Below are 24,670 nucleotides of genomic sequence, written 5' to 3'. Positions count from 1 at the left end.
CTCATTCCACTTTCCTTAATATACGCACCAGGGTATTCATTTCTCTCTCATCCAGCGAATCCGTCATCCTTTCAATAAGCCTCAGCAAGGCACTCTCATCTGAACGGGCTATCATCTGCCCTTTCTCTGTCAGGCGAATATAGAATATCCTGCCGTCATTGGGGGATCTTTCCCTGTACACACATTCCATCTGAACGAATCTGTTTACCATCTCCGAAATGGTAGGCTTTGAGTTTTGGGTGATCTTTGCAAGGCTGCTGAATGTCACTTTCCCATGTTCGTCTATGACTTTCAGGTATCCTATCTGCTTCACGGTAATATCCGGAAGCCCGCATGAAGACAGGATCTCACAAGAGCATTCATTCCTGATACTGAGCAGTCTCTCAAAGACCGCCAATAAATGCTCTTTTTTATCCATCATATTTTCATCCGGACCATTAGTTAGTCTTTACCTAATTATAAGCCTTTCGGCACCTGTCAGGTATCACCAGAAACCGGCATGGAAATCTCGGAATAGTATGCTTTCCAGGTAATTGCCGGGAATTGAGCTTAAGGTTAAAAGGATAAGACCTAGACAACAGGATTAGTCTATATAGGAATGCTACAGTTTAGCATGAAAAGAGTAAAATCTGAAGGTAAGGTGAGGCGCCCGGAAACCACCACGCTTTAAGGCTCCTCCTTCCTGACGAATCCGGGATGTTCCCCAGCATCTCTCTGCTACTCCACTCCCGATTTGCGGTTTATTTCCCCACGACCCGCAATACCTGGTAGTTGTTTTTTATTTAACCTAAATCCCTCTTAATCTTACGAACGGCGTTATGTTTAATCTGAAAGCGAAGTTTCAGCGCCGTTACAATTTCAGCCCTGTTCTTAAAATAAAAGCTGTGCTTGCTTTACATTAATGGGCTTTTATAAATACTACCACTTACATACTTATTATGGGGTTAAAGGAGATTGCTGCGCTACAGGAAGCACCTTACATGAGAAAGCCTTTACTTGACGTGATATTTGCATCAGATAAAAGGAAGAATGTCCTTCTGTTGCTGCAGGATGGTCCGCAAAGAACTGAAGTACTGCTTGATTCTATGAAGACGACAAGGCAGGCTTTGCTCCCGCAGATAAGGATTTTGGAGGAGCATCAGCTTGTCGGCCGGACAGATGATTCTTACGAACTGACAACTATCGGGCATCTGGTGGTTGAGAGAATGCCTTACCTTCTGGGTACCGTCAAGGCACTTGAGATCGATACTGATTACTGGGGAACTCATGACCTGAATTTTATCCCGCCCCGTCTTCTGGAAAGGATCGGTGAGATAAGGAACAGCACGATAGTGAATCCTTCTGTTATAGACCTGCACGACCTCATGAAAGATTTCTATGAAACTTCCATAAAGTCGAAATCACTTAATATAGCCACTATATTCTATCATCCTCAATTCATTGGGCTGTTTGCTGATCTCATCCGGGCGGGAATAAGTGTGCGTGTCATCGCCTCTGAGGACATGGTGGAAAAGAGCAGAACCAATGTAGGTGAAGTGCTTGATAGCATGATAGGAAGTGAGTTCTTCCAGCTTTGGGTATACGGGGAGGAGATGAAGTTCATGTCCTTTGCCTATAATGACCTCTACATGAGGATGAGTCCGCTGACAGACACAGGACGGTATGATTTCAAACATCTCATATCCTTCGATCAGGAAGCAGTAGGCTGGGCAAGGGAACTGTTTGAACATTATCTGAAGGGAGCGGCACGGATAACTGATATATGACCAATGCCATCTGGCAGCAAGCATCAGTTACTCTCATGAATAATGACATATTCTGTTCCCATTAAGTATAAATAGCAGCATTTCGTTTTGCCTAAATGTCGTTTCTCATATAATCATGGGTGTGGGTGAAATGGGATCAAACTTGCCTGAGGGGACTTGCCGTAAATGAGGAAAATGCTGGTAGATGTGATATTCGCTTCCGAGAAAAGGAAGGATATGCTCTTGCTACTGCGGGAAGGAAAGATGGAAATGGGAGATATTCTCAGCTCTCTTGATACCACCAGGCAGGCATTGCTCCCGCAGGCAAAAGTGCTTGAAGAGCATCATCTTGTTACTCACAGGAACGACTCTTATGAACTGACAGCGATCGGAGAGCTATTGGTCGCTGAGATAATCCCTCTGATCGATAAAGCTGAAGTTATGGGAGTGAATCTGGATTACTGGGGCACCCACGATCTTGGTTTTATCCCGCCTCACCTGCTGGACCGTATTGGCGATATCAGGGAGTGCACGGTAACAGAACCCAGTCTTGTGGACACATATGAGGTCAACAGGGACTTCCTCGAAATGGCATATAGGAGCAGTTCCCTATACTTCATATTCAATTTTATGCACCCCAGTCTCCCTTCAATCATCGATCAGTTCTTACAGAGAAATATAGATGTATACATCATAGTCAGCAAGGATGTGCTGAAAAAACTCAAAGAGGAATTGCATGAAGTGACCGAGAGGTTTATTACAGGTGGTAAGATGAGATGTTGTCTCCATGAAAAAGAAATGAAGCTGCTGTCCCTGGCCATTAATGACAGCTGCTTTGTCTTAAGGCTCTTCTCAAGGGACAACACGTTCTGCAACAAGCAGCTGGCCTGCTGTACTCCCAGGGCACACCAGTGGGCCAGAGACCTTTTTGATCATTACATGAAGGATTCCGTACCAATAACAAAACTATAGCTTCTGTAAGAATCAAAAAAGAAGAACTGGACCTCCCTCTTATTAAAAAGCACTCTTCATCCTTGAGATGACATTATCAGAGATAATGTGAACCTCTATCGACAGCACAATACCCGCTATGGCTGCTATAACGGAGCCTGAAGGCAGGCTCTGCAGACTAACGCCTGCAAGCAGGAGCAGCGGAACCACTATCAATGCAAGGTTCAGCACTATGGAAACGGGCCCGATGACAGGATTATGGGAAAGGCCCCTGTGTTTGAATATTGTTTTATAGGGCCACCATAGTACCCTGAGCATCCTCCATCTCCTGTAGGGCTTGCTGTCAATGTCAAGGTCAGGGCTAAGGAAAAGCGTTGCGAATATATACGCTGCGGCAAAGGTAAGTATCGTGTAGGTATCAAGGTATGTGGCAATCACAGCATTTCCGTATCCTGCTGAAAAGTAATACAGGCCTCCTATTGAGGCCATCAGTACTGCAGCATTGATGACTTCATGCGTTTTTCCGTCCGGCATTATCTATCAGTCCCCTCAATATGTATTCAGGTAAGAAATGATGTGAAGAGGTATAATAGTCTTCTTGTCCCCGTACTTCTGACTCCCGGAACAGTTTGTTCTTTTAGGTTTATTGCCATGCCAACAAGAGCAGCCTCTGTCCAGATAGGATCATAGTGGTTCTAATTAATCGATTAAAGATTTACGTATCATTAGTCTTTTTGTTAAAATTAAATTTATATATTTGAATATGTATATATTATCTACCGACAGCTATCAACAAGCGGTGTCCGGTATATTGCATGTTAATGCAAAAGCAGAAATGAATACCAGCATTTCTTGCCACTTAGGAGGTGAGATATATGGTAGTAAAGGAGCAGAGAAAGGGAGGATCCAAGAAACCTGAGGTCAAGTCTTCTAATGAGGATGTACTTTACCACACGTATCCTTCCAGCGGAACAAAAAAGAAGTAACAATGTGTAAGCTAGAACCGGTTTGCATTCAAAGAAGGGAAACCTTCGACATTTTTTTCTTGGCAGCCTTTTTTGAATTGTTTATCTAATCATTTGTCCGGTCGGGAATTTTCTCCATGCTCATCTCTTTTGAGTCTGTTTTATAATGCTCAAAGAACTCCCTGCCCCATTCGCGTGCACTGTCACTGGAGAACATTATTTTCTTGTTGTCGTAGTTGCCCTCCTGCGTTAATAATCTCAGCAGGATACTATGATCGGTCAGTGAGAAAGACACGAAGTCAAAGTTCTCAGGATACGAGTAAAAAGAAATGTTCCTGTTTTCCAGCAGGTCCTGAAGTTCTTCTCGGTTATCGTGCAGTAGCTTTTCATAAAGGTCCTTTGAAACGATGACCGAGATCTCCACATCATCTGCCGCCAGTTCGGAGAATATCTTCCCGAAGGTAGGAAACATAAACGCAGTGACCATGTACAGGAACTTAGTCCTTTTAGCCTCCTCAAAGAAACGCTCATCTATATCGAACAACTGGGCCAAAGGGACTTCGATCAGTCTGCATGACTCCAGTTCACGCAGCCTTTTCAGAAGGTAAGGAGGGATGAAATCCAGATAGTGAGTGCCCATATAGTCGCATCCGTTGTCCAGCAGGCTGGCAGTTCCGATCAAAGGCAGCATATCATCAACAACAAGTCTTCCAAGGGTCGTCAGTTCGTAACTGTCATCGGTCCTTCGGATAAGGTGTTTTTCAGCGAGGATCTTAGCCTGGGGAAGCAAGACCTGCCTGGTCGTATCCAGTGCTTCCATGAGTTCTGTCATTTCCCTGGGTCCTCCCTGCAAAAGTAAAAGCATCTTCTTTCTTTTCTCAGATGAGAATATCAACTCAAGTATTGATTTCATACACTCCCCCGCTCCCGTTGAACCAAACTATCCCTTTTTGGTACCAAATTGATTCTATGTGCCTGCTGATACTTAAAATATTAGCTGCACCAGCAGCATATACAGCCCTGTCCCTGCAAAGATGCTAAGCATGGCATTACGCCTCCATATGTGCAGGGCAGACACTACTGCTATCGTGAATATCTCCGGGACCCCGTAGGGTGGCTCGAGCCATTGCACGTCCTTCAGGCAGTAGATGACCAGCAGGAGGAGTATCATTGGCGGAAGGTTCTTCTCGATGGTGGACAGAAGCTGAGGAGGCTCCCTCCTGCTGAAAAAGATAAACGGCAGGGCTCTTGTGGCAAAGGTTGCAAGTGCCACGGCTGCGATAACGACAAGCATGTAGGCTGTGTCGGTCATAGCAGTTCCTCCCTCGGGGCACTATCACTGGATGAGGGCTCACTGTTCTTACCCTTTATCGTTCTCTCGTACATTATCAGGATGAAAGTCCCGATCACAATGGAGAGTAACAGCATGTTATCCGGGCTGAAAAGCAGGAGGGACAGCACTCCGGCGCTAATCGCAGCAACGAAAGGAAAGCGCGCTCTCGAAGCATAGTACTGCTCGATAGTCAGCACTACGAACAGAGCAGCCAGGACAAAGGTGAGGCCCTCCAGGTTAAGCCTTAGCATGGAACCCAGCACAGCACCCAGGACGGAGCCTGCTATCCAGTAAAGGTGGTCAAGTGCCGAGATATAGAAGTAGAACCTTGCCTTTGACGCTCCTTCCGGAACAGTGGTGGTGGTGAGCAGAGCGTAAGTCTCATCGGTGAGTGCGAACATGAGATAAGGCTTGACCTTCCCGACCCCTGAGAACTTATCGAGCAGGGAGAGCCCGTAAAAGGAATGACGCAGGTTTATCAGGAGAGTGACGGTGATAAATTCCATGAGTTGTGCACCTGCTGCCAGCAGCGCTACGGCTATGAACTGTCCCGCCCCCGTATAGATGAAAATGCTCATCACAAGAGCATATATCCAGTGATATCCGGCTCCTGCCAGCAGTAATCCGAAAGCCATTCCCAGAGGGATATAGCCAAAGAGAACAGGAAGTGTGGTCTTGAAGGCGCTAAAGAGGAGTTTTTCACTCTCATGGGTCATGAAGTACACCTTATCGGTCTTACAGTTGATGCCAGGCAGATCATTTTCTCCCCTTTGAGGGAAAGAAAGTGCAGAAAAGGAGTTAATCCTATTTATGATTTACCTCATTAGACAATACTTATTTTGAAGATATCTATTATTTTATCATAGCAATAGTAATATATAGTGAAACTACATACTAACTTTCAGCAGTCGAAAGTTAATAGTAAGAGAGTTCAGAAAATATATCAAACAATATTTGTAGCTATAATTATCAGTGCATATTGTAAAAGAAGGTCACAGTTTACTAATTGTGTTTGAAGTTTCGGAACTAGTATCTGAACCTGTCAAGCATAAATATTGGCCTGTGATTTTGTTAAACAACATGTTCTGCTAATTATAGCTATAATTGTTTTTTGCTGTCTTTTCCAAATAGGACTACTCTATAGTTGTTACTGTAGAGTTGTTATGCCTGTCGTAAAAGCTCTTCCCTTATAAAGACTATCGACTGTCAAGATATAAAGAAAAGTATAAGGAGAGATATATATGAGAAACTATATGCTTTGTATAAGGAATGACAGCGATCAGCAGGAAATAGACAAATGTACTTCATTGCTTGAACACATAAGAGATAAGCACTCAGTAAGTTATGATATCCTTGATATCAGCTTTCTTGGAGACGATGAAAGGCAGCATCTGACCAACAGTATCCGCCATGTGAGTGCTGCGCAGGGAATTGCAGTCAAGAGCCAAGGGAAGGGACCGCTTCCAATATCGCGCAATACCAATTCACTTGGAAAGATATGTACCCTGCTGGTTTATGATGATAATAAACTAATTGGAGTATACCCTCATGTGAAGAACCAGAAGAGGATCGATATCCTGCCTTACCTTGAAAAGATGCTTTTAATTGACGATGTCAATACCGCCTTCGACTCACAGAGCATTACAGAAGCAGATATTTCCAGGATGATATCGACATTTCCTGAACTTATTGAGCCGGGCCTGCAGTTTCTGGACACGGAAGTAGAAGTTGAGGGAGGAAGGATCGATGCTGTCTTCAAGGATAATAATGGAAGACACCTGCTCATCGAAATAGAGATCGAGGTAGGTGATAATGCTATTGGACAAGTGCAGAGGTTTATTACATATTCTGAAAAATATGGAATCCCTCAGAACCAGATACGGTTGGGCTTTGTCTGCGCCAAGATACCGGAGAGCAGGCTGAATGCATGCAAAGGCGCAAGTATTGAGGTCTATACTCTCTGTTTAGTCAAGAAAGCCTGAATCTATAACACTAATTAGCACTAAAAAAGACAGATTGCAGGCTGAATGCAAATAACCCAGAATGTAATCTGGGTTATTTGAACTATTTTGAATCACATGGCATCTTTTGATGCCCTGGAGAAGTAATCTATCGCCTGTGCAAGTTCCTTGTGGTCTTTGGCATACTCATTGATGTCGATACCTTTCAGATACGCCTCACATGCCTGTACAAGGGACATTGCTCCCACCCGCGTTCCGCCGGGATGGGCATGCACTCCAGAGCCCATTGTGGTAATGAAATCAACGTTGCCCATGACATCTATAAAGGGTTTCAGCCTGATGGGGTTGAGCCCTCCGGAGACGATGGGACAGCACTTCCTGACGGCTCTCCAGCTGTCGTCCTCCAGGATGACGCCATGTGCTTTGTCCTTACTCACAAGTTCCTCGATGTCCCTGTCCATATCCGGTATCTTTGTCCAGGACTGCTCAAAGAAGTGCCCTTTGGATCTCAGGTAGAGTATCCCGTGTGCTGCAACCACGTCTTCCTCAGGCGTACCTTTCATTTTCCCGACACCTGCAGTACCCGTGTGTATGCCCGAAGTGCCGGCAAGGCGTGCGAACTTGGACAACACCAGCACAGAGAAGCCTATTGGGTTCTCGGGTCTTGTGAAAGCTCCGTGGCCTGCCCTGTGGAAGTGGATGAAGACACCCGGATACCTTCTTCTGAGGGTCTGTACAGCCATCCAGCCGGCAGTTATCCCGTCTATGAGGAACGCATAGCTGCCTGGCTCGAATCCTGCATTTATGATCATCTCGCATCTCCCTATCATGGTGTCAAAATCTGCTGCCGAGACATTGAAAGAGTGGACCTTCTTCTTGCCGGTCTCTTTCACAGCCTTGTCCATGGCTTCCTTGACATGCTTAACCATCTTGTCATAGGGACAGAAATCCTGGTTTGCCTGTGGCTCGTCATTCTTGACAAAATCACCGCCGCCAACCCAGAAATCGTAGCAGACTTCCGCATACTCAGCAGAAGTAAGCCCCATCTTTGGTTTTATGATTGTTCCGAGGATAGGCCTGCCATACACACCCAGGTACTTGCGCATATCATCCAGCGTATAGCTGGGACCATCGTACTGCTCCAGCATCGACGGAGGGAACCACACATCAAGCAGCTTGAGGGCCTTGATCTCCTTGATACCAAGGATGTTCCCCACTATGTAGGTCAGGATGTTCTGAATGTTGCCTCCCCTGTCAAAAAGCCTCCAGGGATAAGCTATCCATACCAGATCCTTTTCCAGATCAAGTTTGTACACAAGGGCATTCATTACCTTTGAGAAAGGAGTCTCAGTATTTACCCTGAAATTGGTACCTGTGGATGATTCAGCCGCAACTTCAGCTGCTGTCTGCAGTATGTTCAGCCTTCCTTCAGGGACCATGTGGAAGACACCAAGCAGATATTCTCCATTGGCAGGGTTCTCAAGCTTAAGGTTAACATAACCCTGCTGCTTTGGATTCAGTGATTGTAACAGTTGCTCTTCAGTCAGGCTCATAAACAGAATATGAGTTTGCAAACTATTTGAGTTTTTGGAATCATCAAAACAAGGCAGTGTAGAAAGATATTATCCAAGGAAAGGTGAGGCACCTGGAAACCACCACGCTTTAAGGTGCCTCCGTCCTTGCAGATCCGAGGATTCCCCAATACCCGGATGAGTCTTTTAACGAACCCGCGAGTTATTTCCCTAACCCGCAATCAGTAGTAGGCACTTTTTTTATTTAACCTAAACTCATCTTAATTATCTACTTGAGCATCTATTTCAATGTCATTGAATTTTCAATCGTCGTGTTACGAACAAACCCGTTAATCTCAGAAAGTACCCTGCGTGTCAATCAATACTGGTGATTGGAGTGGAACTGTGCTCATAGTATTCAAGGAGATTCCTTCCCCAGTTAATTGCACTTCTGCTGAAAGAGATCAGTTCCTTGTTGTCGTACCAGCCATCCTTTCTCAGCATCGTTATTAGCAGGCAGCGGTCGTTCAGTGCAAAATAAACAAAGTCGAAGGGCTTGCTATAGAGCTTGAAACGGATGTATTCGTTGTCCAGGAGTTGCTGAAAATCATCCCGGTTCTGTGTTTTGAGTTTGTTGTAAAGATCCTCCGAGATAACCATTGTTATCTTTACTTTATTCCCGGTCCAGAGTGCAAAAAGCTCCATGAAGTTAGGGTGGAATATATTGGTTACAGCACACATACACTTTGAGGACGCCGATGTCTCCGTGAAATCCCTGTTAAGCTCATGTATATTGGATATGGCAGGCTCATTTATCTGATAAGGGTCAAGTTCCCTGATCCTGTCCAGAAGCTCAGGAGGGATAAAACGAAGGTCACGCTCTCCCCAGAAATCCATATTGGAGTCCAGTACTTTCAATGTCTCTACAAAAGGAGCCATCTCATTGACAATGAGCTTTGAGATGGGGGTCAGTTCATATGTATCTCCGTAACGGGTTATAAGATAATTCTCTTCCAGGATCTTCAATTGAGGAAGCAGTGCCTGTCTTGTGGTATCCATGGACTGGAGGAGTACTTTCATTTCCTGAGACCCCTCACGCAGCAGTAACAGTGTGTTTTTTCTCTTCCCGGATGCAAATATGACATCAAGTAATGATTTCTTTATCAGTGACCCCCCTGCTCACCAATAACTCATATCTGGCGTGGTTCCCCACATGCAGTATGTACCTGATTTATTATTAGAGATACTGATACTTAAAGCATATTACGCAGAACAGGAACATGTATAATGGCTGCCTCAAAAATAGTATGGGTAACAGATTCAGGGTAAACAGGTCCCTTCTACAGGAACACTTACATTAGTATGAAAAGAACAACAGGTAAAAGTTCAAGGTAGTATGAGGCGCGGACAAACCACCATGCTTTAAGGCGCCTCTCTCCTTAACGGATCCGGGATGTTCCCCAACATCTCTCTGCTACTCCACTCCCGATTTGCGGTTCATTTCCCCACAGCCCGCAATACCTGGTAGTTGCTTTTTTTATATAACCTGGACCTTGCTTAATTTCCCTCCTCAATTGAAGATGGTGCAGCAGGTCATTTTTAAACAGGACCTTTTCTTACAACTCTGTCAAAATTTCAGATGGCCTGAAAAGAAAAAGATATGAAATATGTCATCGTATACTACCATACAAGATCAGATTGGATCGGGGGTATCCATGTGTTATTCAAGCGTATCAAGTCAGAGGGGCTTTCCCATCTGTCCTATTTCATTGGTTCGGGAACTGAAGCAGTTGTTATCGATCCCAGAAGGGATTGCAGTATATATGCCGACCTTGCCAGGAACGAAGGCATGAAGATAAAATATATCCTTGAGACACACCGCAATGAGGACTATGTGATCGGGTCCCTTGAACTGCAGCGAATGACAGGTGCAAGGATATACCATGGCAGGGGTGTGGATTTCAAATACGGCGAGTATGTGGATGACGGGCAGGAAATACGGTTTGCTTCCCTGGGGCTGAGGGCGATGCACACTCCGGGCCACACTTATGAGAGTATGTCCTATGTGCTAGCCGACCTTGAGGCCGGCGAGGAGCCTGTAATGGTCTTCACAGGGGATGCTCTTTTCATTGGCGATGCGGGGAGGACAGACCTCTATGGTCCTGAAGAAGCGCCTGGAATGGCAGCTAAGCTCTACGACAGCATATTCAACAGGATACTCCCGCTGGGTGATGAGGTAATACTCTGTCCCGCGCATGGTGCCGGGTCAATGTGCGGCGGTGCGATAGGGTCACGGGAACACAGTACCCTGGGACTTGAGCGCATCCAGAACCCTGCGCTCAGGTATACAGATAAGGAGAAATTCATCAGGTACAAGCTCCGGGAGCGTCTTGAGTTCCCTCCCTACTTCAGGCAGATGGAGAAATATAACCTGCAAGGCCCGCCTCTCATGAGCGGCCTGCCAAGCCCGGAGCTTCTTCTCCCCCGGGAATTCAGGGAAGAGATGGAAAAAGGGGCCATGGTCGTGGATACCCGCCTCCCTCACTCCTTCGGCGGGGCGCATATCAGGGATACCTATAGTATATGGCTGGGGGGCCTGCCTTCCTTTGCAGGATGGGTGCTCCCGTATGATACCCCTATCCTTCTGGTGCTGGAAGATCAGGCTCACCTGGAAACTGCTGTCAGGTACCTTGTGCGCCTGGGATACGACAACATCAAAGGTTTCCTGAGCGGCGGTATTGCAGCCTGGTACATCGAAGCCCTGCCTGTGGAAGGTTTTAATCTCCTGTCGGTCCATGACCTGAAAAGCAAACTGGATGAGAATGAGGAACTGTTCATTCTTGATGTCAGGGGCGACGAGGAGTGGGAAAGCGGGCACATCGAAGGTGCAAGACACATGTACGTGGGACATGTGGAAGAGAACCTGGATAAGATACCGAAGGACTGCCAGGTAGTCGTCTACTGCGGCTCGGGACGGCGCTCCAATATCGCTGCGTCCATACTGAAAATGAATGGTTATAAGAAGGTTTTCAATGTCCTGGGCAGCATGAGCGCATGGAAGAGCGCAGGATATGAAGTAGTGAAATGATCGGGGCTGGCAGGGTCATGGAAAAAGCTTCGAAGGGCAGGATAATGCCCTTCAGATAATATAGGCTTTCAGTGGCGGGAAGCCGTTGAAAGCCACAGAGCTGTAACTTTGCGTATATGCGCCCGTGGTGAAAATATAGAGGCGGTTGCCTTCCTTGAGAGTATGCGGGAAAGCATATTTATGATGTTCGTAAAGGATATCCATGCTGTCGCAGGTCGGGCCCGCAAGGATAACTTCTTCTGCATAGCCTTTCTTTTCGCAGTAGATAGGGTACTTGATAGACTCCTCAAGGGTCTCTATAAGGCCGCCGAACTTGCCTATATCAAGATACACCCAGCTGTACTGGTTGTACCTGGCCTTCTGTGAGATCATGACGACCTCGGTCACTATGACTCCTGCATCTGCTGTCAGTGACCTGCCCGGCTCGATGATGATCTCCGGCAGCTCGTCGCCGAAATCCTCGTGCAGGAAGCGGATGATCTCATGGGCATAGGTCTCAAGTTCCTGGGCAGGAGCTATGTACTTGGCAGGGAAACCGCCGCCCAGGTTGATCATCTTCAGCTCGATACCCTTCTCAGCAGCTGCATCAAAAAGATACTTGCACATGGAAATGGCGCTGTCCCACTGGCCGATGTCACGCTGCTGGGAACCTACATGGAAAGAGAGTCCGTAAGGCACCAGTCCAAGTTTCCTGGCCTTGAGGATGAGTTTGTATATCACGTCAGGATGAGCCCCGAACTTGCGCGAGAGAGGCCAGTCTGCTCCGTCGCTCTCTGTGAGCACACGGAAGAAGACCCTTACTCCGGGTGCTTGTTTTGCCAGTTTCTTCAGATCGTTCTCTGAGTCAGTGACAAAAAGCCTTATACCTTTTTCATAGGCATAGGCGATATCCTTTTCTTTCTTGATGGTGTTGCCGTAGCTGATGCGTTCAGGTTCCACGCCGAGCCTGAGGAGCTGGTCTATCTCATATACCGTTGCCGCATCAAAATTAGAGCCTTTGTTCTTCAGGGCAACAACGACCTCATCCATGGGATTTGCCTTGACTGCATAATGGACTTTGGCAAAGGGCATGTTCTCAATGATCTGATCGTACATTTTCTCGATCTTTTTCAGATCTATTATCAAAAAGGGGGTTTCCTTATCCTGGGAGAATTTTTTGATCTGCTTGAAATCTTTCTCGGAAATGAAATCTGCCAGAGGAAACTCATACATCTCTTTTCTCATATCTACTCCTTTCTGCCTGTGGGGCTGCTCATGACTTTAGCACTTGAACGGTCCGGCTTGGTTTTGAAGGCTTCATAGCCGTACATTTTGTTAACACGGACATCAACGGACTTAAATGGATTTCTAAGACCTTTTAACCCATTATTTTGATAACACATGAGTGAATTTGTCTAAATTGCATTTCGAGTATTTAAAACTAATTCCTGAGAAGGACAGGGATATAATAAGGTTTGAAAAGCCATAATATTCATTTAAAACTGCTTTATCGATTAAAGAGTTCGATTAACCTTCTTTTAACCCTAAAAAGGACCTGCTTTTTCCTAGAACTATTTCTGCCATTCTGAAGGCTTTCACCTTTCAAACCGGCCCTGAGGAAACTTTAAGGGAACAGACACTTTTCAAACAAATTTGCGTCAGGAGACTGTCAGAAAAATAATCCCGGATGTGAGTGCTTAAATCAGATCAGCGCTCATGTCCTGCAATAGAAGTTATACTGCAATAGACCATGCGCGCTGCCTGAGCATCGTGGCTGTGCAGGGGAAGGATGTTCTTGCTGGAATACAGACTGTACATTACCGAGGAGACCGATGCGGTCAGTGTTGGCTCATACAAGGCTTTGCTTGAAGGCATCGGGGAAAAGCATGGGGTCCGTTATGAGATCATAGATCTTGCCATGCTTGAAGATACGGAAAGGGAGGAACTTGCCGAAGCCATCAGGCTGGTCAGCCGCAGGAACAGTATCGGGGTTGTGAGCAAGGGAGGCGGGGCTCTTCCCATTTCGCGCAACAAGAAAGTGAGCAAGCACGTCATACTGCTCCGGCTGGAGGACGGGAGGCTGAAGGATGTATATCCGCATGAGATGAACAAGAAAAGGATGGAGATAGCGTCTCACCTGAACAGTCTCCTGAGAGCCAGCGAGCTCAGCGAGGCCATTGGACAGGAGTCCGTCTCCGAGCAGGATATCTCCAGGATGATCTCGACCTTTCCTGGAATGATAGAACCGGGACTGAAATTCATGGATACTGAGATCGAGGTCAGCGGAGGCAGGATAGATGCTGTCTTCACCGATGAACGCGGAGATCACCTGCTTGTGGAAATTGAGATCGAGGCCAGGGACAATGCCATAGGGCAGGTCCAGAGGTTCAGGATACCCTATGCACAGGAATATGACGTTCCTGCAGACCGGATCAGGCCTGGGATCGTGTGTGCAAGGATAGCGGAAAGCAGGCTGAATGCATGCAAGGGAGCCGGTATAGAAGTGTACACGCTTGCCTTGGAGAGAAAGGCCTGACATCAGAAGAAGACGACAGCCGGACAAATGCCCTCAACGGCTTGCAGAAAATGATGGAAAAGCTCATAAATGTGAACCATGATTCTGATACAAAAAAGGTAAAGAACATCTGAAAGCAGGCCATTGAGCTTCCAGATACTTGCAATTACTTCAAAGACCCTTATCGAGCCCTGATAACAATGAGACTCTACAGCACCAATCTCAAGGCAGAGGAAGTTTCCTTCGAAACCGCCCTGATAACCGGCCTTGCACCTGACAAAGGCCTGTACATGCCAAAGCAGCTTCCCATGTTCTCGAAAGAGGAACTCACGTCCATGAAAGGTGAGCCCTATCCCGAGATCGCATTCAGGCTACTGAGAAAGATACTGGCCGGTGAGGTCGATGAGGCGTCCCTGAGGGCAATCACATACGACGCCTACAACTACGAAGTCCCTCTGGAGAGAGTTGACGGGTCCACGTACATCATGCGCCTTGACCGCGGCCCTACATCCTCTTTCAAGGACTTCGCCGCCCGCATGATGGCAAGACTGATGCAGTACTATCTCAAGAAGGAGAACAGGAAGCTCAGGATACTCACAGCGACCTCGGGAGACACGGGAAGTGCTGTGGCAGACGCTTTTTACGGGCTGGACAATATAGACGTTATCGTACTCTTCCCGCGGACCGAGGTATCCGACCGCCAGCGCAAGCAGATGACAACCCTGGGCAAGAACATAAGTGCCCTCTCGATCGAAGGTAAGTTCGATGACTGCCAGGCAATGGTCAAGCAGGCTTTTGCGGACGAGGACCTGAAGCACATGAATCTGTCCTCGGCAAATTCAATCAACATAGGACGCCTGGTGCCCCAGTCGATCTATTATTTCTATGCATACCTGAAGCTGAAGAATTACCCTGAAGAGATAGTGTTCTCCATACCCTCCGGTAACTTCGGGAACATGATGGGCTGCGTGCTTGCAAAGAACATGGGACTGCCTGTGAAGAAGATCGTGGCCTCGGTCAACGAGAACGATGAAGTGCCGATATTCCTTGATACAGGCAGCTACAGCAAGATCGAGCCTTCCAAGAACTGCCTGTCCAATGCCATGAACGTGGGTCACCCAAGCAATCTGGCAAGGCTGATAAGCATGTACGGCGGGCAGATGGACGAAAAAGGCTACATCCACAAGGCCCCTGATATGGAAAAACTGAAGCAGGACATATATTCGATCCCTGTAACAGATGTGGATACAAAAGCCACTATAAAGGAATTCTATGAGGAGCACAATATCCTGATAGAACCCCATGGTGCCGTAGGCATAAAGGGCCTGATGGAATACAGGAAGGCCACAAAGGACAGCACCCTTGCTGTGACCCTTGAGACCGCAGACCCCGCCAAGTTTCCGGCAGAGGTCAGATCGGTGATAGGTGTCGAACCTGAGCCACCACAGCACCTGAAGGACATAGAGTCCAGGCCGGAGCATATGGAACACCTGAGCACCGACTACGGGCAGTTCAAGGCCTATCTCCAGAAAAAGCTGGGTTAATCTATAAGGGCCGGAGCGTAGCCCTTTTTGTGCTGTAAGGCTGCCTCCCTTTTATTCTTATGTTTGCTCTGCCTGTCTGTAAATAATGGATTTTTCCAGGTTTATTTTTCAGACGCGGATTAACACTGATTTGCACGGATCTGACGTGGCATGGGTTTCTAAATCCAATGTCCCTTAAATCCGTATCCATCCGCGTAGATCCGTGTGTCAGGAGAGATTGCGAAAAAGCATCAGTCGGAATGGAAAAGAGAGCAGTTCTTTTATAGGGAATCTTATCTGATACCCTCTTATATCATTGACATCATTGCAGCAACGTTGTTATGGCTGATGATAAAGAAGAAACCGATCGCTGCCAGGAAGCCACCGCATACATAAAGCAGCTTCTGGTGTGTGCGGCGCGACAGGAATTCCTTACCTCTGGAGAATGTTGAGGATACGGATACAAGGAACCCGAGATCTGCAAGCCAGTGGCCGATTATGAAAGCAATTACCGCGAACACGCCTGCAAGATACTGCTGCATGACAATGGCGCTGCCCGCTGTGAGCCACCAGAAGAGGAAAGTGGGGTTCAGGGCTGATGTAAGGATGCCTGCCGAAACAGGACCGCCGGATATGTTGAGCTTACCGGCCGCATCATTAATGTCCATTGTCAGCGCCTCTTTTGCTTTCCTGATGATGATCAGCCCGAAAAGGGCCATTGCAAGGCCGCCTATTATGGCGATGTGGGACAGCATATCCTTAACGACAAAAGATGCTGCACCCATGATGATGACCAGGACTATAGCGGTCTCCACAATGGAATGGCCGCTGAAGACATACAAGCCTGTCTTCCATCCCTTCCTGAAGGATATACTGACCGTTGCAAGCATCATGGGACCAGGAACAAGCGCAGCGGATACACCTATAGTGAATCCCAGAATGAACGCCTGGGCCAGGACCAGCATTTCCGTAACCATGCAAAATCAATGCCTATATAGAAGGCAGTTATATATAAAAAAATCATTCTAAGTAAATAATGTGACAAGTAAACAGCATCATTAAAATTAGAAGAGGGATATAGAATTATATATTACCCTACTGATGAAATTAAGCAGAAGGGTTCAACCGGGACCCCCTCTGCGTACAGCTTTCAGTAAACGATCTTTGAGATATCCATCTCAAGGATGTCCTCTGCTCCCAGCTCCTTGAGTCTGGGTATGAGCAGGTTGACCTCGCTCTTGTTGACGACGGTCTCCACGGCATAGTAGTCGGACTTGTAGAGCTGGGACACTGTGGGGCGCTTCATGGAAGGCAGGGCCTCGATAACAATATCCAGCTTATCTGCGGGTACGTTCATGTCCAGGAGCACTTTACCCCTTGCCTCTATCACAGAGAGCAGCAGGGTCCTGATCTCTTCTATCTCCTTCCTTTTCACCGGATCTTCCCAGCTCTTCCTGTTGGCGATGAGCTTGGAGGAGGACTCCATGATGATATCCACGATCTTGAGGCCGTTCTTCCTGAGCGTGGAACCGGTCTCTGTGAGGTCCACCACGACGTCCATAAGGTCAGGGACCTTGGCCTCGGTGGCTCCGTAGGAGAAGTGCACATCCACGGGGACGCCGCGGTCCTCGAAGAACTTCTTTGTCATGTTCGGGTATTCGGAAGCCACCCTGCTGCCTGGCTTCACGTCCCTTGCGCTCTGGATGTCGCTGTCCTTAGGCACGGCGATGACGATCTTAACATTACCGGCTCCCTGCTTGCTGTAGGGCAGGTCCGCCACTTCCACGATATCGGCATTCGACTCCCTGACCCAGTCCAGGCCTGAGATGCCCAGGTCAAAGTAACCCTCAGATACATAACCGGGGATCTCCTGAGGCCGGAGGATCTTTATCTTGCCGATCCTCGGGTCGCTGATGGTTGGATTGTAGTCCCTGTCAGTCTTTTTTATCTCAAGGTCCGCCTGCTTGAACAAAAGGAAGGTCTGTTCCTCTAAACTGCCTTTGGGAAGAGCTATGCTTATCATTTTTACATCTCGCTTATTTATGATCTTGTGGATATACCATAAGGGATATTATGGTATTTAAGGGGTGTTAAACACTAACCGCTGCGAGAGTTCTCTACAGAGACATACCTTGTAGAGCGCTGGCATTCTTACTATGATAAAACAAATAGATTTTATGCTGTCAAGTGTAATCGTTTAAAAATCCAATTCTTGTCTCTATTATTCAGGAAGCACTTGTGAAAGGCAGTGGAAGACTTAACTAATGCCTGCTTCCTCTGTTGATCTTCGGATCAACCCTGCCTTTCACTAACGAGATAGGATCCTGCCTTTCAGTTCCTGGCAGAACCCTATGTCCCGGCAGCCCCATTTGAAATGGAGCTGTAATTAATAGTAGATCTTCATCCTACTTAACACAACCGTTAATTAATCAAAAACGGCTGCCTTAATTTTCAAGGCGTTGAAATTGATGGGGGCCTGTTAATTAACTATCACATCTTCACCCAGCTCTCTCCTCTGCCTTTCGTCCTTTTCCGCTTCGGCAAGCTCCTGCCTTGCTGACTTTTTACCGCCCACCCACTTGTCCATGACAACACATGTGACTATATCGCCTGTGACATTAACAGCGGTACGGCTCATATCCAGTATCCTGTCCACTCCGATAATAAGTGCTATCCCTGCTGTTGGCACGCCTACGCTGCCAAGGATCATGGCAAGGATGACGATACCCACACCGGGGGTCGATGGAGTACCAATGGACGCTCCTACAACGGTTATCATAAGAAGCACCAATGCCCAGAAGCCAAGCTCGACCCCGAAGACCTGGGCCAGGAAGACCGTTGCCACGCTCTGGTACAGCGCCGTGCCGTTCATGTTGATGGTGGCGCCCAGGGGAATGACGAACTGGGAAATGGATGGTCTCACACCCACTTTTTCCTCGGCGGTCTTGATGGAGAGAGGCATCACTGCAGCAGAGCTGGAAGTCGAGAAGGCAAGCAGCAGCACATCCCTTATGGAACTCATGAATCCGAGAGGGCCTTTTCCAGAAACGGCAAACACTATCAGCATATAGGCTGCCAGAAGTACAAGAAGCCCCAGCAGCACCGTACCTACATACACCAGCATGCCCAGCAGGGCATCAATGCCAAGGTTGATAGTGAACTTGCATATCAGGCCAAACACCGCAAGAGGCGCGAGAAGCATGCTCCAGCGCACGATGGTCATGCTTACCTCCTGCAGCATCTGTCCCGTGGCAAGCGCACCCAGGGGATTTGTAGGGAGTATAGTAGTGATCATAGCCGGGACGCTGGCGACATCCAAGCCCGCCGGCGCACTTCCTTGTGCGCCCGCTGTACTGTTCACGGCTGCGGGGGCTCCTGTGCCCAATGTCTGCTGGACCATCTCACTGCTTATGTAACTGCCCGGGCTTATGAGCAGTGCCAGGCCAAGCCCTACCAGTATGGCGAACACAGTGGTCGCGATGAAATAGGCAACTGTCCGCAGGCCCACCTGCTTCAACTGCTGCATATCCTCGCCTGCGGCTATTCCACGGATAATAGAAGCGAACACCAGAGGGATGACTATCATCTGCAGCAATGCAAGGAAAATGTATCCGGGGAGTGCCAGCCATTCACCAATAATGTATGAAAGCTGCGTATCCACAAGCCCTGCAGATGGGCCAAGTGCCAGTCCGGTGATAATGCCAAGCATCATCCCTATCAGTATCTTCAGCCACAGCCTGCCCCTGACAAGGGACTGCAGGTGATAGCTAAGATTCTTCAGTGAGCGGGGATGAATAAGGGAAACAGGGTCTGATGCTACATTTTTACCTGCCATACCCGGAAATTCTATCTCATCTTTAAAGGCATTTTTGGTACAGTTGCAGGAATAACGTATATTTCAGCACTTACATCGTGTCAGGGTGGGAAGGAAAGCGCTGTTCATCTTTTATTAAAAGGATATTTAGAACCAAAGGCAAAGGGCCACATTAGTATCCATCTAATAGCCTGTCCAGCGGACTGCCTGCGCCACCGATGACCAGAATGTTGTTTACAACCAGCAGTATCCCGAGAAGAGACACGCAGTGTCTTGTGGCATTCCATGTGGAAAGGTAGTTGCATTTCTTAAGGTAAACGTAGTCCAGGAAGCATATAAAAAGAAATAGCAGTTTGATCAGTACAAGGCTAGCGTATCCATAATTGGCAAGGAAACCTGAGATGATGGAATTTGCCTCGTAGCCAAGCTCGCTCTCAAGAGCAAAGACGGTTGTTGCTATGTCGCCTATTACATAGAACAGGAAAATGTACCTGGTCTCATAGAAAAAATCCCTGATACCTATCTTTGCATGCATAGGACATACTTTACAGTAAGCAGTCTCAAGACCCATGGATTACCCCACAACTGTTCCACTTTTTCCCATTGATATTTAGATCCTGGACTGATTAAAACCTGAGAAACAATGTTAAGGATCAATTCTCAGTATCCTGCCCGGTCATCGGGTAATCCATTATATATTCAGGACTGCCAGATATTACATCATCTAGAACAGGACATTTGAAACAGGAGAATCATACATGATCCCTTTCATTCTGGCTTTTGTGGTCTTTGTACGGGCGCTCTTCCAGATGCTCAAAGAGCAGGAATTCAGGCAGCTTTTCATCCTTGTGGGCATCATTCTTGCGCTGGGGACCGTCGTCTATCACAATATAGAAGGCTGGGGATGGCTTGACTCCCTGTACTTTTCGGTCATCACGCTGACCACGATCGGCTATGGCGATCTCAGCCCCTCCACGGACATCGGTAAATTATTCACCATCATGTACGTGTTCATGGGACTGGGTGTGCTTGTGGGGTTTGTTACCGCAACCGGAGAATATCTGCAAAAACGACAGCACCAGCGGGCAGCAGGTGATGCGGGACTGGCATTCTGGTCTCGCTCCCGTGACAGCGATCCTCACGACAATGAAGAGATCAGGCAAGAGCGGATTAACGGGCAGGTAAAAAAAAGCGATACTGAAGAATGAACATTACCCTGTATAACTTTTTATGTGTTCTTCTCAATTGATAGGATGAGGAAACAATATGCAATTCCTGATAGACAGACTACCTGATACGGCTGCATCTTTTGTACAGATGCGCGGCACTATTTTCAAGGACGGCGCTCTTGATGCAAGAACAAAGGAACTTATTGCGGTGGCTGCTTCCGTGCTGCTCAAATGTGAACGCTGCACAGAGATCCACTCGCAGAGGGCTATGGCCGGCGGGGCTACAAAGGATGAACTTGCAGAGGCAATCGCTGTTGCTATGTTCATATCGGCAGGCTCCACGCTCCACTGGACCGACATCTACAACGATATCTTCGCGGAAGATGAGAGTAAAGAGTGAAAGAAGGCAAAAGCCTTCCTGATAAGACCGCGGAACCAGGAGTAGCTTCTAACGAAGTTTCTAAAGAAGTCCTTTCTCCTGATAGTACTCATCCCTGGCAGCTACAAAAGCCTTCAGGTGCTCAAGAGGTGTCCTGGGGGCGATGCCGCAGCCGGGGGCAAGGATACCAATGCCGTCGTCTATACACTGTTTTGCTTCCCTTCTGATGACTTCCCGGGACTTGTGCAGGAGTGTCTCTGAAGGGGAAACATTACCTATCAGGCATACCCTGTCGCCGATCAGCTGGCTGGCATAGGCCACATCGACCTTCTCTTCTATACTGACGCCCTGGAAGCCGGACTCTGCGATAGGCTCCAGGATAGCCGTGGCGTCCCCGCACATGTGAAGCAGCTTCAGCCCCTTTAATTTAGCTGTGAGGGACTTATAGACAGGAAGTATCATGGATTCGAACATCGGAGGAGGGAAAATGTCAGGGCCTGCCTCGGAATCGATGATGATTACCGCATCTGCGCCTCGCTCATACAGGGCGTTTGCATATTCGGCACATACGGATTCCCCAATCCTCATCAGTTCCATTAGTTCATCGGGGTCCGTAATACACCACCTCAGGTAATTGTTCGCACCCGCAAGATAGAAAGCTGTGGCTGCAGGGCCAATCATCCCGGCTACCAGCGGTATGTCGTCACCGATCTTCTGCCTTATGATGTCGGTAGCCTCAAGCATAGTATTGATCCTCCTGCTTTCGAGAAGTTTCTCAGGGATGCTGATCTTGCCTGCATCCTCTTTCTTCTTGCATGGGAAATCCAGCTGGTAGGGCTGCGTATCAAAGGAACCCTCCTCAATTACGCATCCCAGAGTCTCTGCAATTACGGTCGTGCAGAATGGATAACGTACAGCTTCAAGGCCTGCTATCTCATGGCCTGCAATGGCAAGTGTGGCCATCTGCCCAGGATCATAGTTTGCCTTTGGCCAGCTGGCTCCGGACAGCTCCATAAGGTCAACGGTGCCGGTCTGAGTGACCGAGCATACAGGCACTTTGTCCACTTCTTCCCCTTTAACGGAGCGCACGAAGCGCTCTTTCAATGTCATGTCGCCCAATTTGCCATCCTCCTGTTTTCCAAGATGTTCTAAACTATGTTTCCAGATAGCTATTTTAAGCTTGCGATAATCACTACAGCTTCCAGAGGATATCATCCGTGTGGGTCTTCTCCAGCATTCTCCCCAACCTGAAAAGAGGCAGCCCGACCACATTGGGATAGTCGCCTTCGATTCTCTCCACAAACAGCGCCCCCTTCCCCTGGATCGCGAATGAGCCTGCCTTGCCGAAGGGCTCTCCGGTCCTGACGTAGGAATCTATCTCTTGCTCGCTCAGGCTTTTGATGAATACCCTGGTGACCTCATGTTCACTTATCTCCATGCCGCTGCCGGTATCCAGCAGCGTGACCCCGGTGATAACCTCAATCACCTGACCGCTTATCTTCCCGAGGGTCTCTCTTGCATTATCCTCAGATGAGGGCTTGCCCAGTATTTCGCCTTTACAGACAACAAATGTATCAGCTGATATGATGAGTGATTCCTGGCTTCTGGATGCTATGTCCCTGGCCTTCTCACGGGAATGATGAAGAGCAAGCTCCTCCGGACTGAGGCCTTCCAGGGGTTCCTCCCCGTAAGAGCTGGCGCATATCTCAAATCTGTCCCCTATAAGCTGTTCCAGCAATTCCCGTCTTCGCGGGGATGCCGAGGCAAGTATCACTTTTTTCATGTACTTACTCTGCAGACCAGGGATATAGCCCTGATGAATCAGCGCTCACCAGAGCATGATCACAATACATCCTCCTTGCCGGTACCCGCCAGTCCGTCAAAGACAGGTATCGCTATCTCAGGATACCATGCCTGCAGGAAAGTGATCAGGTGATACCTGAGGAATACCTGGGCAGGCACACTGATAAATGCCAGCGCCAGTATGAAGAGAATGAACTGGACAAGGATCAGAGGCGCCAGGACTATCCACACCAGCATAGAACCCGGCAGAAGGCTTGTGATCGTGAGGTAGACCAGCCCGTCCACCACCAGCACGATAAGCAAGGCCGCAACGATGACTATCAGTGCCAGTATTCCCACTACAATGGCTGCTGCAATACCCAGGATCATCCTTCCGATCCAGTACAGAACGATCTGTCCCGCGTCCTGCCTGAACTTCCTCAGTACCATGGAAAAGGCTCGGAAGATATTGTTGTTCGTGTACAGGGCAACCGGTATTGACAGGCCTATGAGCGAGTTCACTAGGCCAATGATAAGTGCCAGCACAAGGATAACGGCAAGCAGCACCAGCACAAATGCAACTATGCTTGAATCAGGGATATTTGACACATCTGCAGAACCAGCCATGGCAGGATAGAGGAAGGACATAACAATGGCTGCAATAATGGCCAGCATGAGCAGACCCAGTATCAAGCGGAAAAGGAAAAGGCCGAATCCCTTGCCAAGATACCTGCGGGAGTATTCCCGGAAACGTACCTCATTCTTGACGAGGGACTCAACAAAGACGAACTCCATTACGCTTGAAATGTAGGAGAACAGGAGTATGATAACTATGAAGAACAGGATGAGACCTGCAATTATCTCAAAGGCATTAGCAGAGTACATATTATAAATGCCCTGAAGGGGACCTGCTATTCCTGCCGGTACGTCTGAGAATGGACCCATGTCCGACTCACCATATGAGTAATTGCTGCCGTTCCCTCCGCTGGATCCAAGACCACCGAGAAGTAATACGATAACAGCGAGCCTCATCCATTTCCAGAAGTCAAAAGGCTCGAAAAGACATTTTCGCGTCCTTTCAATAGCCCTGTCCAGCGCATCTAAGACATACCAACTCATAAAAGATAATACAGGGCTCTACTTTAAATATTTTGTTATGTCTTTCCTGTAAAAAAGGAAGACCCGGAGTGCGGGCACAATGCCTGAACTTACCGGATCGACAGGGAATCCGAACTCATCGGATCCAAACCTGTCAAACGTTCATGGCTATATTGCCGAAAAGACAGAACTTGTGCTCGGGGCTGTCCATCCAAGGTTTGAGGATGTTCATACCGGCGTCCATAATCTTTGAGGCTGCAAATATCTGCGTCAGGGTGATCTTATCTTCCTCGAACATGTCTCCTATTTCCTTCATCCCGGCCACGAAACCCTTTTCGATGAACATTACAGGATCAAGGCCTGCTTCCAGTGCCTTTCTTGCAGCACATTCAGCTTCTCTCTTGTCAAGGCTTAATACGGCATGCTTTGCCATATTGATAATGTCCTGGCCGGTCAGTTGTGCAGTTTGCATTGTTAAAACAACCTTTATATTATATATCAAATCTCATAATATTGGTACATATATATTTCTTTCGGTACGGGAAATTAAATTTTGAAGCTATTATTTATATACTCCCATAAAGTAGCGCTTATAAAGATAACCGGCTATCCAGTATCCAACAAGGCCGACCAGCAGGGTTCCAGGGACAAAGACCCAGTTACCGGATCCCCTCTGCATGAAATATATATTGACCAGGAGTACATATGCAAGTGAGAACAGGACAAAGAACACTATCTGAAAAGTCACTCTGCTTATCCCTGACAAACTGGCACCCCTTCCTGAACCTTCACAGGTTTTACTTTTCTCTCAAATTAAAGAGATAGATCATCTTATTTATCCGTGTCGTCCCAGGAAA

25 protein-coding genes are annotated in these 24,670 nt (G+C 47.6%); 8 read left to right on the top strand and 17 right to left on the bottom strand.

All coding sequences use genetic code 11. The features are described from left to right. Position 1: 1 nt before the first annotated feature. Positions 2 to 421 (bottom strand): MarR family winged helix-turn-helix transcriptional regulator, encoded by a 420-nt coding sequence (locus PV02_RS10715; RefSeq protein WP_256623411.1) that lies wholly within the window; start codon positions 419 to 421, stop codon positions 2 to 4. Positions 422 to 938: 517 nt separating this feature from the next. Here PV02_RS10715 and PV02_RS10710 point away from each other — a divergent pair. Both PV02_RS10710 and PV02_RS10705 read left to right on the top strand, forming a co-directional pair. Beyond that, the gene (locus PV02_RS10710; RefSeq protein ID WP_256623410.1) at positions 939 to 1,766 is read left to right on the top strand and encodes a helix-turn-helix transcriptional regulator; all 828 of its coding nucleotides are present in this window, start codon (positions 939 to 941) and stop codon (positions 1,764 to 1,766) included. Between the two features lie 165 nt (positions 1,767 to 1,931). Then, a complete protein-coding gene (locus PV02_RS10705; RefSeq protein WP_256623409.1) occupies positions 1,932 to 2,717 on the top strand; it encodes a helix-turn-helix transcriptional regulator in 786 nt (261 codons plus the stop codon). Between the two features lie 42 nt (positions 2,718 to 2,759). Here PV02_RS10705 and PV02_RS10700 read toward each other — a convergent pair whose 3' ends face one another. The 4 genes from PV02_RS10700 to PV02_RS10685 all read right to left on the bottom strand — a co-directional run bounded on the left by PV02_RS10700 (position 2,760) and on the right by PV02_RS10685 (position 5,710). Then, positions 2,760 to 3,230 (bottom strand): metal-binding protein, encoded by a 471-nt coding sequence (locus tag PV02_RS10700; protein WP_256623408.1) that lies wholly within the window; start codon positions 3,228 to 3,230, stop codon positions 2,760 to 2,762. Positions 3,231 to 3,767: 537 nt separating this feature from the next. Beyond that, entirely contained in the window at positions 3,768 to 4,574 is an 807-nt protein-coding gene (locus tag PV02_RS10695; protein WP_256623407.1) for a helix-turn-helix transcriptional regulator, read from the bottom strand. A 72-nt stretch (positions 4,575 to 4,646) separates the two neighbouring features. Then, positions 4,647 to 4,973, bottom strand: coding sequence for a branched-chain amino acid transporter permease (locus PV02_RS10690; protein WP_256623406.1), 327 nt, complete (start codon positions 4,971 to 4,973; stop codon positions 4,647 to 4,649). Beyond that, on the bottom strand, positions 4,970 to 5,710 hold the full coding sequence (locus PV02_RS10685) for an AzlC family ABC transporter permease (protein WP_256623405.1): 741 nt from the start codon (positions 5,708 to 5,710) through the stop codon (positions 4,970 to 4,972). Before PV02_RS10685 ends, PV02_RS10690 begins: the two co-directional genes overlap by 4 nt. A gap of 525 nt (positions 5,711 to 6,235) precedes the next feature. On the opposite strand from PV02_RS10685, the gene PV02_RS10680 reads away from it, so the two are divergent. Next, positions 6,236 to 6,976, top strand: a complete 741-nt coding sequence (locus PV02_RS10680) for an endonuclease NucS domain-containing protein (RefSeq protein ID WP_256623404.1) — start codon at positions 6,236 to 6,238, stop codon at positions 6,974 to 6,976. Positions 6,977 to 7,068: 92 nt separating this feature from the next. On the opposite strand, the gene PV02_RS10675 is transcribed toward PV02_RS10680, so the two are convergent. Beyond that, entirely contained in the window at positions 7,069 to 8,508 is a 1,440-nt protein-coding gene (locus PV02_RS10675) for a ribulose-bisphosphate carboxylase (protein WP_256623403.1), read from the bottom strand. A gap of 333 nt (positions 8,509 to 8,841) precedes the next feature. Next, the gene (locus tag PV02_RS10670; RefSeq protein ID WP_256623402.1) at positions 8,842 to 9,546 is read right to left on the bottom strand and encodes a helix-turn-helix transcriptional regulator; all 705 of its coding nucleotides are present in this window, start codon (positions 9,544 to 9,546) and stop codon (positions 8,842 to 8,844) included. A gap of 637 nt (positions 9,547 to 10,183) precedes the next feature. On the opposite strand from PV02_RS10670, the gene PV02_RS10665 reads away from it, so the two are divergent. Then, a complete protein-coding gene (locus PV02_RS10665) occupies positions 10,184 to 11,554 on the top strand; it encodes an MBL fold metallo-hydrolase (RefSeq protein ID WP_256623401.1) in 1,371 nt (456 codons plus the stop codon). Positions 11,555 to 11,605: 51 nt separating this feature from the next. On the opposite strand, the gene PV02_RS10660 is transcribed toward PV02_RS10665, so the two are convergent. Further along, entirely contained in the window at positions 11,606 to 12,778 is a 1,173-nt protein-coding gene (locus tag PV02_RS10660; protein WP_256623400.1) for a type III PLP-dependent enzyme, read from the bottom strand. A 544-nt stretch (positions 12,779 to 13,322) separates the two neighbouring features. Here PV02_RS10660 and PV02_RS10655 point away from each other — a divergent pair. Together PV02_RS10655 and thrC are read left to right on the top strand one after the other, a co-directional pair. Continuing rightward, positions 13,323 to 14,069 (top strand): endonuclease NucS domain-containing protein, encoded by a 747-nt coding sequence (locus PV02_RS10655; RefSeq protein WP_256623399.1) that lies wholly within the window; start codon positions 13,323 to 13,325, stop codon positions 14,067 to 14,069. A 179-nt stretch (positions 14,070 to 14,248) separates the two neighbouring features. Then, positions 14,249 to 15,592 (top strand): threonine synthase, encoded by a 1,344-nt coding sequence (gene thrC / locus PV02_RS10650; protein WP_256623398.1) that lies wholly within the window; start codon positions 14,249 to 14,251, stop codon positions 15,590 to 15,592. A 287-nt stretch (positions 15,593 to 15,879) separates the two neighbouring features. Here the strand turns inward: thrC and PV02_RS10645 are convergent, their stop codons facing one another. From PV02_RS10645 to PV02_RS10630, 4 genes are all read right to left on the bottom strand, one after another. Next, entirely contained in the window at positions 15,880 to 16,548 is a 669-nt protein-coding gene (locus tag PV02_RS10645; protein WP_256623397.1) for a LysE family transporter, read from the bottom strand. Between the two features lie 173 nt (positions 16,549 to 16,721). Next, complete coding sequence (gene hisG / locus PV02_RS10640) at positions 16,722 to 17,594, bottom strand: ATP phosphoribosyltransferase (protein ID WP_256623396.1); 873 nt, start codon at positions 17,592 to 17,594, stop codon at positions 16,722 to 16,724. Between the two features lie 456 nt (positions 17,595 to 18,050). Continuing rightward, complete coding sequence (locus PV02_RS10635; protein WP_256623395.1) at positions 18,051 to 19,406, bottom strand: dicarboxylate/amino acid:cation symporter; 1,356 nt, start codon at positions 19,404 to 19,406, stop codon at positions 18,051 to 18,053. A gap of 151 nt (positions 19,407 to 19,557) precedes the next feature. Beyond that, entirely contained in the window at positions 19,558 to 19,956 is a 399-nt protein-coding gene (locus PV02_RS10630; protein ID WP_256623394.1) for a DUF5658 family protein, read from the bottom strand. Positions 19,957 to 20,143: 187 nt separating this feature from the next. Between PV02_RS10630 and PV02_RS10625 the strand changes: the two genes are divergently transcribed. After that, positions 20,144 to 20,593 carry a potassium channel family protein gene (locus PV02_RS10625; protein ID WP_256623393.1) on the top strand — a complete coding sequence of 150 codons (450 nt, stop codon included), beginning with the start codon at positions 20,144 to 20,146 and terminating at the stop codon, positions 20,591 to 20,593. 58 nt (positions 20,594 to 20,651) lie between these two features. Then, complete coding sequence (locus tag PV02_RS10620) at positions 20,652 to 20,954, top strand: carboxymuconolactone decarboxylase family protein (RefSeq protein ID WP_256623392.1); 303 nt, start codon at positions 20,652 to 20,654, stop codon at positions 20,952 to 20,954. Positions 20,955 to 21,014: 60 nt separating this feature from the next. Here PV02_RS10620 and mtaA read toward each other — a convergent pair whose 3' ends face one another. From mtaA to PV02_RS10595, 5 genes are all read right to left on the bottom strand, one after another. Then, on the bottom strand, positions 21,015 to 22,052 hold the full coding sequence (gene mtaA, locus PV02_RS10615) for a methylcobamide:CoM methyltransferase MtaA (RefSeq protein WP_256623391.1): 1,038 nt from the start codon (positions 22,050 to 22,052) through the stop codon (positions 21,015 to 21,017). A 73-nt stretch (positions 22,053 to 22,125) separates the two neighbouring features. Then, the gene (locus tag PV02_RS10610) at positions 22,126 to 22,716 is read right to left on the bottom strand and encodes a Maf family nucleotide pyrophosphatase (protein WP_256623390.1); all 591 of its coding nucleotides are present in this window, start codon (positions 22,714 to 22,716) and stop codon (positions 22,126 to 22,128) included. Between the two features lie 59 nt (positions 22,717 to 22,775). Beyond that, positions 22,776 to 23,834 (bottom strand): DUF7544 domain-containing protein, encoded by a 1,059-nt coding sequence (locus tag PV02_RS10605; protein ID WP_256623389.1) that lies wholly within the window; start codon positions 23,832 to 23,834, stop codon positions 22,776 to 22,778. Between the two features lie 133 nt (positions 23,835 to 23,967). After that, the gene (locus PV02_RS10600) at positions 23,968 to 24,285 is read right to left on the bottom strand and encodes a cobalamin B12-binding domain-containing protein (protein WP_256623388.1); all 318 of its coding nucleotides are present in this window, start codon (positions 24,283 to 24,285) and stop codon (positions 23,968 to 23,970) included. Between the two features lie 90 nt (positions 24,286 to 24,375). Continuing rightward, positions 24,376 to 24,579, bottom strand: coding sequence for a hypothetical protein (locus PV02_RS10595; RefSeq protein WP_256623387.1), 204 nt, complete (start codon positions 24,577 to 24,579; stop codon positions 24,376 to 24,378). Positions 24,580 to 24,670: the final 91 nt, after the last annotated feature.

This window comes from Methanolobus chelungpuianus (genome assembly GCF_024500045.1).
GTDB classification, from domain to species: domain Archaea; phylum Halobacteriota; class Methanosarcinia; order Methanosarcinales; family Methanosarcinaceae; genus Methanolobus; species Methanolobus chelungpuianus.
This window is presented reverse-complemented; position numbering and strand designations above follow the sequence as displayed.

What these genes read in the sequence shown, in the direction of transcription:
- PV02_RS10715 (WP_256623411.1), bottom strand. Translation starts at nt 421, where the DNA reads ATGATGGATAAAAAAGAGCATTTATTGGCGGTCTTTGAGAGACTGCTC.
- PV02_RS10710 (WP_256623410.1), top strand. Translation starts at nt 939, where the DNA reads ATGGGGTTAAAGGAGATTGCTGCGCTACAGGAAGCACCTTACATGAGA.
- PV02_RS10705 (WP_256623409.1), top strand. Translation starts at nt 1,932, where the DNA reads ATGAGGAAAATGCTGGTAGATGTGATATTCGCTTCCGAGAAAAGGAAG.
- PV02_RS10700 (WP_256623408.1), bottom strand. Translation starts at nt 3,230, where the DNA reads ATGCCGGACGGAAAAACGCATGAAGTCATCAATGCTGCAGTACTGATG.
- PV02_RS10695 (WP_256623407.1), bottom strand. Translation starts at nt 4,574, where the DNA reads ATGAAATCAATACTTGAGTTGATATTCTCATCTGAGAAAAGAAAGAAG.
- PV02_RS10690 (WP_256623406.1), bottom strand. Translation starts at nt 4,973, where the DNA reads ATGACCGACACAGCCTACATGCTTGTCGTTATCGCAGCCGTGGCACTT.
- PV02_RS10685 (WP_256623405.1), bottom strand. Translation starts at nt 5,710, where the DNA reads ATGACCCATGAGAGTGAAAAACTCCTCTTTAGCGCCTTCAAGACCACA.
- PV02_RS10680 (WP_256623404.1), top strand. Translation starts at nt 6,236, where the DNA reads ATGAGAAACTATATGCTTTGTATAAGGAATGACAGCGATCAGCAGGAA.
- PV02_RS10675 (WP_256623403.1), bottom strand. Translation starts at nt 8,508, where the DNA reads ATGAGCCTGACTGAAGAGCAACTGTTACAATCACTGAATCCAAAGCAG.
- PV02_RS10670 (WP_256623402.1), bottom strand. Translation starts at nt 9,546, where the DNA reads ATGAAAGTACTCCTCCAGTCCATGGATACCACAAGACAGGCACTGCTT.
- PV02_RS10660 (WP_256623400.1), bottom strand. Translation starts at nt 12,778, where the DNA reads ATGAGAAAAGAGATGTATGAGTTTCCTCTGGCAGATTTCATTTCCGAG.
- PV02_RS10655 (WP_256623399.1), top strand. Translation starts at nt 13,323, where the DNA reads ATGTTCTTGCTGGAATACAGACTGTACATTACCGAGGAGACCGATGCG.
- thrC (WP_256623398.1), top strand. Translation starts at nt 14,249, where the DNA reads ATGAGACTCTACAGCACCAATCTCAAGGCAGAGGAAGTTTCCTTCGAA.
- PV02_RS10645 (WP_256623397.1), bottom strand. Translation starts at nt 16,548, where the DNA reads ATGGTTACGGAAATGCTGGTCCTGGCCCAGGCGTTCATTCTGGGATTC.
- hisG (WP_256623396.1), bottom strand. Translation starts at nt 17,594, where the DNA reads ATGATAAGCATAGCTCTTCCCAAAGGCAGTTTAGAGGAACAGACCTTC.
- PV02_RS10635 (WP_256623395.1), bottom strand. Translation starts at nt 19,406, where the DNA reads ATGGCAGGTAAAAATGTAGCATCAGACCCTGTTTCCCTTATTCATCCC.
- PV02_RS10630 (WP_256623394.1), bottom strand. Translation starts at nt 19,956, where the DNA reads ATGGGTCTTGAGACTGCTTACTGTAAAGTATGTCCTATGCATGCAAAG.
- PV02_RS10625 (WP_256623393.1), top strand. Translation starts at nt 20,144, where the DNA reads ATGATCCCTTTCATTCTGGCTTTTGTGGTCTTTGTACGGGCGCTCTTC.
- PV02_RS10620 (WP_256623392.1), top strand. Translation starts at nt 20,652, where the DNA reads ATGCAATTCCTGATAGACAGACTACCTGATACGGCTGCATCTTTTGTA.
- PV02_RS10610 (WP_256623390.1), bottom strand. Translation starts at nt 22,716, where the DNA reads ATGAAAAAAGTGATACTTGCCTCGGCATCCCCGCGAAGACGGGAATTG.
- PV02_RS10605 (WP_256623389.1), bottom strand. Translation starts at nt 23,834, where the DNA reads ATGAGTTGGTATGTCTTAGATGCGCTGGACAGGGCTATTGAAAGGACG.
- PV02_RS10600 (WP_256623388.1), bottom strand. Translation starts at nt 24,285, where the DNA reads ATGCAAACTGCACAACTGACCGGCCAGGACATTATCAATATGGCAAAG.